This is a genomic window from Catenibacterium sp. CAG:290 (assembly GCF_000437715.1).
Lineage (GTDB): Bacteria > Bacillota_I > Bacilli_A > Erysipelotrichales > Coprobacillaceae > Catenibacterium > Catenibacterium mitsuoka_A.
This window is the reverse complement of the sequence record NZ_FR898816.1, coordinates 28,997-41,996: the sequence shown is the minus strand read 5'-3', so window position 1 is coordinate 41,996 and position 13,000 is coordinate 28,997. Positions and strand designations below refer to the sequence as shown.

Annotated in this window: 14 protein-coding genes; all 14 read left to right on the top strand. The window is 34.0% G+C overall.

The features are described 5' to 3' along the window. The first annotated feature begins 146 nt into the window (after positions 1–146). The 14 genes from QVO42_RS06000 (at position 147) to glgA (ending at position 12,984) form a co-directional block, all read left to right on the top strand. Positions 147–1,577: an APC family permease gene (locus tag QVO42_RS06000; protein WP_022425245.1), complete on the top strand. Its 1,431-nt coding sequence runs from the start codon at positions 147–149 to the stop codon at positions 1,575–1,577. Between the two features lie 67 nt (positions 1,578–1,644). After that, on the top strand, positions 1,645–2,964 hold the full coding sequence (locus tag QVO42_RS05995) for a M18 family aminopeptidase (protein ID WP_022425244.1): 1,320 nt from the start codon (positions 1,645–1,647) through the stop codon (positions 2,962–2,964). Further along, positions 2,964–3,326 (top strand): hypothetical protein, encoded by a 363-nt coding sequence (locus QVO42_RS05990; RefSeq protein WP_022425243.1) that lies wholly within the window; start codon positions 2,964–2,966, stop codon positions 3,324–3,326. Before QVO42_RS05995 ends, QVO42_RS05990 begins: the two co-directional genes overlap by 1 nt. 171 nt (positions 3,327–3,497) lie before the next feature. Then, the gene (locus QVO42_RS05985; RefSeq protein WP_022425242.1) at positions 3,498–4,190 is read left to right on the top strand and encodes a glycerophosphodiester phosphodiesterase family protein; all 693 of its coding nucleotides are present in this window, start codon (positions 3,498–3,500) and stop codon (positions 4,188–4,190) included. Next, positions 4,190–4,462, top strand: coding sequence for an RNA-binding S4 domain-containing protein (locus QVO42_RS05980; RefSeq protein ID WP_006505749.1), 273 nt, complete (start codon positions 4,190–4,192; stop codon positions 4,460–4,462). Before QVO42_RS05985 ends, QVO42_RS05980 begins: the two co-directional genes overlap by 1 nt. A gap of 72 nt (positions 4,463–4,534) precedes the next feature. After that, positions 4,535–4,822, top strand: a complete 288-nt coding sequence (locus tag QVO42_RS05975; RefSeq protein ID WP_022425241.1) for a septum formation initiator family protein — start codon at positions 4,535–4,537, stop codon at positions 4,820–4,822. Between the two features lie 33 nt (positions 4,823–4,855). Continuing rightward, a complete protein-coding gene (locus tag QVO42_RS05970) occupies positions 4,856–5,620 on the top strand; it encodes an alpha/beta hydrolase (protein ID WP_022425240.1) in 765 nt (254 codons plus the stop codon). Between the two features lie 2 nt (positions 5,621–5,622). Beyond that, positions 5,623–6,444: a Cof-type HAD-IIB family hydrolase gene (locus tag QVO42_RS05965; protein WP_022425239.1), complete on the top strand. Its 822-nt coding sequence runs from the start codon at positions 5,623–5,625 to the stop codon at positions 6,442–6,444. A gap of 3 nt (positions 6,445–6,447) precedes the next feature. After that, positions 6,448–7,278, top strand: coding sequence for a Cof-type HAD-IIB family hydrolase (locus QVO42_RS05960; RefSeq protein ID WP_022425238.1), 831 nt, complete (start codon positions 6,448–6,450; stop codon positions 7,276–7,278). After that, on the top strand, positions 7,265–7,921 hold the full coding sequence (locus tag QVO42_RS05955) for a uracil-DNA glycosylase (RefSeq protein ID WP_022425237.1): 657 nt from the start codon (positions 7,265–7,267) through the stop codon (positions 7,919–7,921). Before QVO42_RS05960 ends, QVO42_RS05955 begins: the two co-directional genes overlap by 14 nt. Continuing rightward, positions 7,921–9,126: a bifunctional folylpolyglutamate synthase/dihydrofolate synthase gene (locus QVO42_RS05950; RefSeq protein ID WP_022425236.1), complete on the top strand. Its 1,206-nt coding sequence runs from the start codon at positions 7,921–7,923 to the stop codon at positions 9,124–9,126. The genes QVO42_RS05955 and QVO42_RS05950 overlap by 1 nt, the downstream gene beginning before the upstream one ends. 176 nt (positions 9,127–9,302) lie before the next feature. Further along, complete coding sequence (locus tag QVO42_RS05945) at positions 9,303–10,430, top strand: glucose-1-phosphate adenylyltransferase (RefSeq protein WP_022425235.1); 1,128 nt, start codon at positions 9,303–9,305, stop codon at positions 10,428–10,430. 14 nt (positions 10,431–10,444) lie between these two features. Then, positions 10,445–11,554 carry a glucose-1-phosphate adenylyltransferase subunit GlgD gene (gene glgD, locus QVO42_RS05940; protein ID WP_022425234.1) on the top strand — a complete coding sequence of 370 codons (1,110 nt, stop codon included), beginning with the start codon at positions 10,445–10,447 and terminating at the stop codon, positions 11,552–11,554. Then, positions 11,554–12,984 (top strand): glycogen synthase GlgA, encoded by a 1,431-nt coding sequence (gene glgA / locus QVO42_RS05935; RefSeq protein ID WP_022425233.1) that lies wholly within the window; start codon positions 11,554–11,556, stop codon positions 12,982–12,984. Before glgD ends, glgA begins: the two co-directional genes overlap by 1 nt. The last annotated feature ends 16 nt before the right edge of the window (positions 12,985–13,000 follow it).

The following is a 13,000-nucleotide window of genomic DNA, read 5'->3' as shown; positions in this document are numbered from 1 at the left end:
TTTGTCGTAAATATCGCCATAATTTTATCTAATTTTGTGTTTTGTACATATAAAAGTATGGTATTTTTGTGAAAAATTTGGTATACTTATTGAGGCATAAAAAGATTGTTTTTATTTTTAAACAAAAAATATTTAAGGAGGAGAGTATGGAAAACTCAAAAATGAAATGGTATACCCTGGCTTTCATGGCATTTTCTACTGTTTGGAGTTTTGGTAACGTACTTAACGGTTTCGTTTACTTCAACGGTATCCAGGTTATATTCAGCTGGATTTTAATGTTCGCACTATACTTCGTACCATATGCCCTTATGGTTGGTGAACTTGGTTCAGCATTTAAAAATGCCGGTGGGGGTGTCAGCTCATGGATCAAGGAAACAATGGGTCCTAAACTTGCATACTATGCAGGGTTCACTTATTGGGCTTGTCACATCACTTATATCGCAAGTAAAGGTACTGGTGGATTAAAGGCTCTTAGCTGGGTAATCTTCAGAAACCATACAGTTTATGATAGCCTACCAACTATCTATGTTCAGCTTGCTACACTTGCTGTATTCTTATTATTCTGCTATATCGCAAGCCGTGGATTAAACCCACTAAAGAAACTTGCTACATTAGCAGGAACATCAATGTTTGTTATGTCAATCCTTTATATCTTAATGATGTTCGCAGCACCAGCTATCAACCCTAATGGTGGCTATGTACATATGGACTTTAGTTTTAAAAACGTCGTGCCACAGTTCAATGTACAGTACTTCACATCATTATCTATCTTAGTATTCGCAGTTGGTGGATGTGAAAAGATTTCACCATATGTAAACAAGGTAGAAAACCCTGAAAAGGGATTCCCTAAAGGTATGATTGCACTTGCTATCATGGTTTGTGTATGTGCTATCTTAGGTACATTCGCAATGGGTATGATGTTCGATCCTAAGATGATCAATGCTTCTGAACAGGCATTCGAAAGCTATGTTGCTAATGGTGCTTATTGGTCATTCCAGAAATTAGGTCAATACTATCACATGGGTGATACATTACTCGTTATCTACGCATTATGTAACATGGTTGGTCAGTTCTCTACTTTAGTATTAAGTATTGATGCTCCACTTAGAATGTTATTAGACAACGAAGAAACTAGAGAATATATCCCATCTGCTTTATTTAAGAAGAATAAGTATGGTGCATATATCAACGGTATTAAGTTAGTTGTTGTACTTTCTGGTTCAATCATCTTAATTCAGTCATTCGTTCCTGGTGCAGCTGCCGTATTAAAACAGTTAAATAAGCTTAACTCAGTATGTATGCCAATGCGTTACTTATGGGTATTTGCTGCTTATGTTGCTTTACGTCAGGCTATGGACAAGTTCCCAGCAGATTATCGTTTCGTTAAGAATCAGGCTGTTGCTAAGTTCTTCGGTATCTGGTGCTTTATCGTAACTGCAGCTTGCTGTGTACTTGGTATGTATGACAAAGATCCATTCACATTCGCATTAAACGTAATTGCCCCTGTAGTTCTTTGTGCTTTAGGATTAATCATGCCTAAACTTGCAGAAAAAGAACGCCGTGAAGGAAAAAGATAAATGATATAAAATATCCTTTTGGCAGGGCCAGAAGGATATTTTTATATAAATTAAGGAGATAATATAAATGTTTAAGGAAACTTCAAAAGAATTATTAGAATTCTTATCAAAAAGTCCTACTGCTTTCCATGCAGTAGAAAACTATCGTCAGATCTTAAATGCTGATGGATTTAAAGAATTATTAGAAAGTGAACATTGGGATATCGTACCAGGTGGTAAGTATTATGTAACAAGAAATAATACAAGTATCTTAGCTTTCAAAGTAGGTACAAAGTTAGACAACTACAGTTTCAACATTGTGACTTCACATACAGATTCACCAACTTTCAAGGTTAAAGAAAATGCTGAAATCGAAGTGAAGAATAAGTATACTCAGTTGAATACTGAAGGATATGGAGGAATGTTATGTGCTACTTGGTTAGATCGTCCTCTATCAATTGCTGGTCGTGTATTAGTATCTGAAGGTAACAGCATCGTTACTAAGTTATTAAACATTGATCGTGATTTATTAATGATTCCTAATGTAGCTATTCATATGAACCGTGCGGCTAATGATGGATTCAAGTATAACTTACAGGTAGATATGCTTCCATTATTAAGTGGTGGTGATGATCGTCAGAAAGACTTCAAACAGATTATTGCGGATGAATTAGGTGTAAAGAAAGAAGACATCTTAGGACATGACTTATATCTTTATAACCGTATGGCTCCATCTATCTGGGGTGCTAATGAAGAATTCATTTCTTCAGGTCACTTAGATGACTTACAGTGTGGTTTCGCTTCATTAAAGGCATTACTTGCTGGTTATAACGATGAATCTATCGATATCATGGCTTGCTTCGATAACGAAGAAGTAGGTTCAGGAACTAAGCAGGGTGCTGATTCTACATTATTGAGAGATACATTAATTCGTATCAACAATGCTTTAGGTAAGACTGAAGAAGATTACCATCGTGCACTTGCATCAAGCTTCATGCTTTCTGCAGATAATGCACATGCTGTACATCCAAACCATCCAGAACATACTGATGTAACTAACTGCACTTATATGAACGAAGGTGTTGTTGTTAAGTCACATGCTGGTCAGAAATATACAAGTGATGGCGTGTCAATGGCAGTTGTAAAGTCTCTTGCATCTGGCGCAGATGTACCTCTACAGTATTTCGCTAACCGTTCAGATAAGGCTGGAGGAAGTACTTTAGGTAATATCGCTATGGCTCAGGCTTCTATGAATGCTGTAGATATCGGTTTACCTCAGCTTGCAATGCATTCATCATATGAAACTGCTGGTATCAAGGATACTTACTATGCAATCTCATTAATGAAGGCATTATTTGATTCACATATTCAGGAAACATCTACTCATAGCTTAGAAATCAAACGCTAATGAAGTTTCAACAAGATAGAGAAAAGCTCATGGTTTCTATGATGGTAGGGACCATGACTTCCTATATTGCTCTTATGTTTGTCAAAGAGCTAATCAATCAGAAGTATTTAATCAATTTCTATATCGATAGTTTAGTGGCTGTTGTTGCGCTTGTTCTGGCATTCCTGCAGATCAAGATGCAGTATAAGATATATAAAGAGAGAAAAATTTCTTCTAAAGCACTCAATATTACATTATTAAGCATTCTTTTCGCATTGATATTAAACGTTTTATTCCCTAAAGGAATTGATTTCTCGTTCCTCGTACTTGTTGTTGGAATGATCATTTCTAACCGTTTATGTAGTAAAGAATGGCCAAAGTGAAGGATTTCCTCGGAAATCCTTTTTAGATAGAATTACTTTTTATGGCTATCTTTATTACAGAAAGATGTTATAATGAAATAGGAAGAGAACATTAGCACCTGCCGATTCTCTTCAACTGCCTCATGCCAGTGACCTGAACGCTGGCTTTTTTTGTTAGAAAGGGTGATTATAATGAAAAGATTAGCACATAGAGGGTATAGTGATTTATTTCCAGAAAACACAATGTCTGCGTTTGAAAAAGCAGTCAATTCTTCATTTGAAGGGATAGAAACAGATGTACAGATGACAATAGATGGCGAACTTCTGTTACTACATGATGATAAGATCAATCGTACAAGTAATGGTAAAGGTGTTTTAAGAAATATGACATTTCAAGAAGCACGTCAATATAATTATAATAACAAGATGGATATCACAGAACAGATTCCTACGCTTGATTCTCTCTTGACATTACTTGATTCTACCGATAAATTATTGAATATAGAAATCAAGGATACTGTATCTAGTGGTCTTGAAGAAAAACTAAGAGATGTGATTATGAAGCATCATATGACAGATCGTATTTATTTTTCTTCTACAAGTCTAGAAAGATTATTAAATATGCGTGCTTTAATGCCTGATTCTTATTATGCTTTAATCGTACTAAGAGGTTATAAGAAGTGTAAACAGCAGGTGATTGATCATCATTTAGATGGTATTCATAGTCGTTATTCTTATTTGACACATGAAGAAATAGTAGATTTAAAAAGTAGACATATTAAAATAGGTGCCTGGACAATTAAAGAAAAAGAACAGTATGACTTCTTTAAGAAAGAAGATATTGATTTTATATTTGCGAATGGATTATTTGAAGAGGATAAATAATGAGATTAGATAAATTTTTAAAGTTATCACGTATTATTAAGAGAAGAACATTATCTAAAGAAATAAGTGAAGCATCACGTGTTAAAGTAAATGGTAAAGTTGCTAAACCTGCCACTAAAGTGAAAATTGGTGATGAAATAGAAGTCAGCTTTGGACGTACTATCTTAACAGTGAAAGTATTGATGCTTAAAGACCATGTATTAAAGGATGAAGCATCTTCTCTTTATGAAATTATTAAAGAAGAAAAAGTAGAAGAAGAAACTATTTACTAAGAGCCTTTTGTAAGGTTCTTTTTTTAATGCTAGAATAATGGTATAATTCGATTAGTTAAGGAGTTGACTCGAATGGCTAAAAAGAAAAGAAAAATGGGTAATATATATGGAATTGTCTTTATCATAATTTCTGTATTTCTTATTTATACTTTATATGCAAAAGTACAGCATATTCAGGCTCAGAAGGCCACTTATCAGAAACTTGTTGTACAAGAGAATGAATTAAAGAAAGAAAAAGCAAAACTCGCAAAAGAAGTAGATAGTTTAAATGATAGTGATTATGTAGTACGTTATGCACGTAGTCATTATATATTTTCTAAAAATGGTGAAGAAGTGATTATTCTACCGGAAAATAAATAAGCATGTGCTTATTTGTTTTTGTAAGGAGATTGTATGTTTCAGAAGATTTATAATAAATGTAGAGATAAAAATATAATTGTATATCTTCCTGATGATTATTACCAAAGTGAAGAGAGATATCCTGTTCTTTATATGAATGATGGTCAGAATGCCTTTTTTGATGATCAGGCTTATATTGGTGTCAGCTGGGGTATGGAAGATTATTTAAAGAAAAGTGGTTTAAAGGTTATTGTAGTAGCTATTCCCTGTGTCTTTAGTGAATATGGTCGTGCAAGTGAATATGGTCCCTGGGATGTTGAGAGTGGGGTCTTGATGCGTGATGGGTCTCATGAGCTCATTAAAGGAACTGGAGAAGAGTACTGTGAATGGTTGATTCATGATCTAAAACCATATATAGATGGTCGTTATCGTACATTAAAAGATGATACGGCTATGATAGGGAGCTCTTCTGGTGGAGTTATCACTGCTTATGCCTGTATGAAGCATCCAGATGTATTTCATAAAGGCGCTGCAGTTTCAACTGCTTATTGGCTCTATCAAAAGGAATTTATTGATTTAGTGAAGACAAGTGACTTAAGTGGTCTTGAACGTTTTTATTTTGATGTAGGCGGTAAAGAAGGTTATTACGATGACTCTTTGAGTCAGGATTATTTATGGTCTAATAATGAAATAGAATATTTAATAAGACAAAAAGGAATTGACTATATGTATCGTGTCTTTGAATATGATGTACATAGTGAAGCCTGCTGGAGAAATAGAGTACCAATCTTTATGTCTTATTTATATGGAGGAGAATGACTATGTATAAAATGATGTTATCGGATTTAGATGAAACACTTCTTATAGGACAGCATGTCCCTGTATTTAATCAGAAGGCAATACGTGAGGCTAAAAAGCATGGCTTGCGTTTTGTAGTCGCAACGGGACGATCTCATAGAATGATTGGGGATATTCTTAAAGAAATAGGTACATATGATATGTCTGGTGAATATTCTATTTGTTTTAATGGGGGTCTTGTAGTAGAGAATAAAGACTTTAAGATTCTTCATTTCCAGGGTCTTGATTATGAATTATTAAAGAAATGTTTTGATTATGGATGTAAAGAAAATCTTTGCATGCTCGTTTTCACATTAGACTGCTGTTATATCTATAATCCAGATGAATTTGAAGTAAATAGAAAGATTGAACAGAAAACGCCAATGAAGGTGATCTATGATCATGAGACTGAATTCTTAAAAAATGAATCTATCGCTAAGATTCTTTTAGTAAAGAGAGATATGAATTATTTGAAGGAATTACGTGATGAGATGTATCAGGATATTGGAGATCAAGTAGAACTCACTTTCTCTTCTAATCGTTATCTAGAATGTAATGCGATTGGTATTAATAAGGGTGTAGGTTTAAAGTGGCTTGCAGATTATTTGAATATTGATATTAATGATACAATTGCGATTGGCGATAATTATAATGATGTGTCAATGATTAAGGAAGCAGGACTAGGAGCCTGTGTGAGCTGTGCTGCTGATGATATTAAAGAAATCAGTGATTATGTCTGTGAAAAGAATTTTGATGAAGGTGCAGTGAAAGAAGTAATAGAAACATTTGTATTAAAGGAGGCATAAGAGATGGAATATAAATTAATTGCAAGTGATTTAGATGAAACTTTATTAAATGATGACCATGTTGTACCAGAAAGTAATATTTATTGGATTCAAAAAGCAGTGAAGGAACGTGGGGTGAAGTTTGTACCAGCAACAGGAAGAGGTTATATGCAGATCTTACCTGAACTTACACAGTTAGGTTTAAAAGATATGGAAGGAGAATATGTTTTAAGCTTCAACGGTGCTGCTTTAACTGAGAATAAAGATAATCGTATTATTGAATTCAATGGCTTAGGATTTGATAAGATGAAGGAAATCTTTGAATTTGGTTTAAAACAGGATGTCTGCATACATGTTTATACAAATGATACACTTTATATATATAACTTAAGTGAGTCTGAAGCAGAAAGACTCAAGCACCAAAAGCTTGAAGTAGTTTATCCAGAAGAAAACAGTGTTGATTTCTTAAAGGATGCCACTATCGCAAAGATTTTATATCAGAATGTGGATGTGCCTTATTTAATGAGTTTAGAACCAAAAATGACAGATATTACTAAAGGATGTTCAGTAAGCTATTCTTCTAACCGTTATATGGAATTCAATAAAGAAGGCGTAGATAAAGGAGTAGGACTCCAGCATCTTGCAGATCAATTAGGTATCAAGATAGAAGAAACTATTGCGGTTGGAGATAACTATAATGATATGGCAATGCTTAAAAAGGCAGGTTTAGCTGTTGCTGCAGGTAATGCGGTTGAAGATGTTAAAAAAGCATGTGACTACACAACGCATGCAGATAATAATGAAGGTGTAGTTGCGGAATTAATTAAGAAGTTTATTTTTCATGAAGACATTTAAATCTATTATTGAAAATGAAGCCAAACAGCCTTACTATCAAGCATTACATGAATTTGTAGAAGCAGAATATGCTTCTAAGACAATATTTCCTCCTCATAATCATATATTGCATGCATTTAACTTCTGTGATTATGAAGATATAAAGGTTGTTATTATAGGTCAGGATCCCTATCATGAATTACATCAAGCCAATGGTTTAGCTTTTAGTGTGAATAAAGGCGTACGCATACCACCTTCACTTGTGAATATTTATAAAGAAGCTCATAATGATGTAGGTATTGATATACCAAATCATGGTGATTTGACAGCCTGGGCAAAGCAGGGGGTTCTTCTTTTAAATACTGTCTTAACAGTACAGGAAGGACGTGCAAATTCTCATAAAGGTAAAGGCTGGGAAATCTTTACTGATCATATTATTGAAGAGATGAATAAACGTGAAAAGCCTGTTGTGTTTATTTTATGGGGACGTCAGGCAGAAAACAAAGCCAGTATGATTGATACAAATAAACATTGTGTCATTACAAGTGCGCATCCATCTCCTTTGAGTGCTCATCGTGGTTTCTTTGGCTCTAAGCCATTTTCTCGTACTAATGAATTTCTTGTTAGTCAAGGGATAGAACCAATAGATTGGAGGATTGATTAATGTTTAGAAATATAGATAAAGCAATCGCATATATTGAATCTAAGAGACATAAGAATACAATTGAATCATTTGGAAGAATCCTAGAAGAATTAGGCATTAATACAAAACAGAAGAATATGATTCATATTGCAGGTACAAATGGAAAAGGTTCTACAGTGAACTATCTAAGAAGTATTTTAAATGCGCACGGATATCATGTAGGAACATTTACTTCTCCTTATATGATTAAGCATAATGATCGTATTCGTATTGATGATCATCCTATTAGCGATGAAGATTTACTTGCACTCATTAATAAATATGAATCAGTCATTGAAGAAAAGAATCTATCTATGTTTGAAATTGATGTTTTAATCATGTTAGATTATTTCTCTACTCATGACTTAGATTATCGCATTATTGAATGTGGTATTGGTGGTGCTAATGATAAGACAAATGTCATTCAGCCAATTATTAGTGCAATCACTAATATTGGGAATGACCACTTAGATCAGATTGGCCCTAGTCTTTATGATGTCATCAATGAAAAGATGGGAATCATTAAAGAAGGACAATACTTTATTACAAGTGAAGTAGAAGGAACAGTACTCGCAAGATTACAGGAACAATGTGATGCAATGGGTGCGACAATGGTTGTTGTACCTGAATATCAGGTATCACGTTATCCATTCCATTTCCGTTATCGTGATATGGCCTTTACTTTAAAGAATCAGGGAATCTATCAGATTGCGAATGCGCGTTTAGCTCTTACTATTGCGAATAAGCTTATTACTTTAGATTCAGAAACAACTGAAAAGGCGATAGAAAGTGCTGTGTGGTATGGTCGTTTTGAAATGATGACTGTAGCGGGACATCAAGTTATTCTTGATGGTGCGCATAATACGGATGGTATTAAAGCGTTACTAAGTACAGTGCAGTATGTCCATACTGAAGATACAGTCTTTATCTTTTCAGGTTTGAAGGATAAAGATGTGGATGAAATGATTGAACTGATTGATGAAGCAGGTTATCCAATTTATCTCACTTCATTCAATGATGAACGTGCATCTGATTTAGCTAGTTATCGTAGCTTTAGTACTGTAACTGTAGTCCCACATTTTGCGGAAGCTATTAAAGTCGCATTACTTAAACATGATCAGATTGTTATTACAGGTTCACTTCATTTTATTTCTTCTGTCAGAAAATATCTCAAACAGAACTATTAAGTCAAACTTACGCGTAAGTCTGACTTTTTTTATATTTAAAATGTAATAGATGTGTAGTATAATAAATGTAAGAATTTAATGAAATTGAATCTTATAACTATCATAATTGTACCAATTGTGGTAGAATAGATTTATCGAAAAGAAAGCGATTACATTTTTTAGGAGGAGATAGAGAAATGGGTAAAGAAATCGTTGCTATGATCCTAGCCGGTGGCCGTGGAACAAGATTAAAAGAATTAACTGCGAAAGTTGCTAAACCTGCTGTCTACTTTGGTGGTAAATATCGTATTATCGACTTCCCACTAAGTAACTGTGCCAATTCAGGTATTGATGTAGTAGGTGTTTTAACACAGTATGAATCAGTACTATTAGGAACTTATGTTGGTTCAGGTACTAAATGGGGTCTTGATGGTAATAACTCACTTGCTGCAATTCTACCAGCACGTGAAAGAGGAGAAGTAGGTGCTACTTGGTATGCAGGTACTGCTGATGCAATTTATCAGAATATTAGCTTCTTAGATCAGTATGATCCAGAATATGTATTGATTTTATCTGGTGACCACATTTATAAGATGGATTATGAAGAAATGTTGAATGTGCATAAAGAAAAAGGTGCAGATTTAACTGTTGCTGTATTAAATGTTTCTTTAAAAGAAGCAAGCCGTTTTGGTATCATGAATACAGATGATAAAGGCTATATTTATGAATTCGAAGAAAAACCAGAAAAACCAAAATCTACATTGGCTTCAATGGGTATTTATATCTTCAGTTATAAAGAATTACGTAAATACTTAATTGCGGATGCAGCAGATGAAAACAGTAAGCATGACTTTGGTATGAATATTATTCCTGCTATGCTTGCAGATAAGAAGAAGTTATATGCTTGGACTTTTGATGGCTATTGGAAAGATGTAGGAACTGTTGAAAGCTTATGGCAGGCAAATATGGACCTTCTTGATGATAAAGAACTTGATCTTTATAACATCAAGAAAGATTGGAAGATCTACTCAGAAGATACACTTGGTAAACCACAGTTAATTGGTAAAGATGCAAGTGTAAAGAATTCATTAGTTACACAGGGATGTGTTGTTAATGGTGAAGTTGAAGGATCTGTTTTATTCAATAATGTTAACGTAGGTGAAGATGCTAAGGTTATTGATTCAGTATTAATGCCTGGTGTTCTTATTGAAGAAGGCGCTGTTGTCAAGAAAGCAATTATTGATGAAGGCGTTGTAATTAAAGCTGGAACAGTTGTGAATGATGAAGCAAAAGAGGTCGCTTTAGTAAGTGACAATGGCAGATAAGGAGTGAAGAGCAAATGGCAAATGTAGTAGGATTAATCAATTTACATAGTAATGTATCTTTGAAAGGATTAACAGAAAGACGTCCAGTTGCTTCAGTTAGCTTCTTGGGTCGTTATGGTGTTATTGACTTCGTATTATCTAACTTTTCAAACTCTCGTATTGATAAAGTTGGTATTTTAGTAAAAGAAAAACCAAGATCATTATTGAAACATATTGGTTCTGGTAATGCATGGAACTTTAACTCTAAAAGAGGTGGTATTTCATTATTATATGATGAAAAATATGCAAACAGTAACATGTACAACCATGACATCAACAATATGTTAGAAAATATTGCATTCTTAGAAAAATCAACTGAAGATTATGTTGTTATTTCTCCAGCACATATCATTACTACTATGGATTTCTCTGATGTTGTAGAAGCACATGAAAAATCTGGTTGTGATGTGACTGTCGTATATAAGAAAATTAAGAATGCGAATGAAACATTTATCGGTTCTGATTTCTTAAAGATTAAGGACAAGCAGGTTGTTGATTTTGAATTAAATAAAGGTAATCGCAAGGATCGTTCAATCTCACTTGAAACTTATGTAATTAATAGAAAAGCATTAATCAAGATGCTTTATAAAGCACAGAAAGTATCTGTATTCTATGATTTAAGAGATACTTTAAATTATTTAAAAGATGAAATGAAGATCAACGCTTATGAATATAAAGGATTCGCAAAATGCATTGATTCATATGCAGCTTACTTCAAGACATCTCTTGAATTCCTTGATATCGATGTATCAACTCAGGCATTCAAGTCTAACTGGCCAATTTTCACAAATACTAACGATACACCACCTTCAAAGTATCTAAAGGATGCTGAAGTAAAGAGCTCTTATATTGCGAATGGTGTATTTGTAGATGGAGTTGTAGAAAATAGTATCTTAGGACGTAATGTTAAGATTGGTAAAGGCGCTGTTGTTAAGAACTCTATTCTATTTAGTGGTTCTTCAGTAGAAGCAGGTGCTCATCTTGAAAATGTTATTATGGATAAAGATGCTAAGGTAAAACATGTTAAAGAACTTATTGGCGATGTAAGTGATCCATTGTATGTCAAAGAAGGTGACATTGTCTAATGAGAATCGTTTTTGCTGCTGGTGAAGCACTTCCTTATATTAAATCTGGAGGGCTCGCTGACGTTATCGGTTCTTTACCAAAAGAACTTGTGAAGAAAGGTCATGAATGTTATGTCATTCTTCCTAAGTATCAGGATATCAAGTTTCCAGAAACTTTAGAATATGTGACTAATTTCTATTTATGGGTAGGATGGAGAAGATGCTATTGTGGTGTCTTTAAGGCAGTATATGATGGTGTGACTTATTTCTTTGTGGATAATGAACAATATTTCAGAAGACCTGGTTTATATGGTTATGATGATGATTATGAAAGATTCGCATTCTATGACTTTGCAGTTCTTGAATGCTTATCTCGTTTAAATATCATGCCAGATATCTTATCATTACATGACTGGCAGACTGCTATGATTGCGCCTCTATATAAAGAAAGATATTGCTATTATGATTTCTATGGTAATGTGAAGATTACATTCACAATCCATAATATCGCTTATCAGGGTAAATGTGATCCATTCTTATTGAATGATCTATTCGGTTTAGATAACTACTTATATTATAATGGTAATGTACGTAATGATGATTGCATGAACATGATGAAAGCAGCTATTCTTTATTCAGATGCAATTACAACTGTATCTCCAACCTATGCCAAGGAGATTCTAACAGATGCTTATGGTGAAGGATTACAGAGTATCCTTGCTATGCGTAAAGATGATCTTTATGGTATTTTGAATGGTATCGATTATGATACAAATAATCCAGAAACAGATCCAAATATTCCTTACCATTTCAACGCTAATAGCGTTTATACTGAAAAGGTGAAGGATAAGCTTGCATTACAGGCTGAGGTAGGATTACCACAAGATCCTGATGTTGCACTTATTGGTATTGTAACTAGATTAACATGGCAGAAGGGTTTAGACTTGATCCTTAATCGTATGGAAGAAATCCTGCAGAGAAAGGTTCAGCTATTAATTCTTGGCGCTGGTGATAAGAAATATGAAGAACCATTGGAAGAAATTGCTGGTTTTGGTAATCCAAAGATTTCATTACAGTTAAAATATGATTTTGGTTTATCTTGTCGTATTTATGCAGGCTGTGATATGTTCTTAATGCCTTCGTTATTTGAACCATGCGGATTATCTCAGATGATGTCTTTACGTTATGGTACAATTCCTATCGTTAGAGAAACTGGTGGATTAAAAGACAGTGTTCAGCCATTCAATGAATTTGATGGTACTGGTACTGGATTCAGTTTTGCTAATTATAATGCTCATGAAATGATGGACACTATCGAGTATGCATTACATATCTACTATGATGATAAAGATCAATGGAATGGTTTAATTTATCGTGCTATGACTGAAAAATTAGACTGGGATCGTTCAGCTGATGAATATTTAAGAGTATTTGGTTCATTACTTGGTTAATACAAAGATGGGGGGG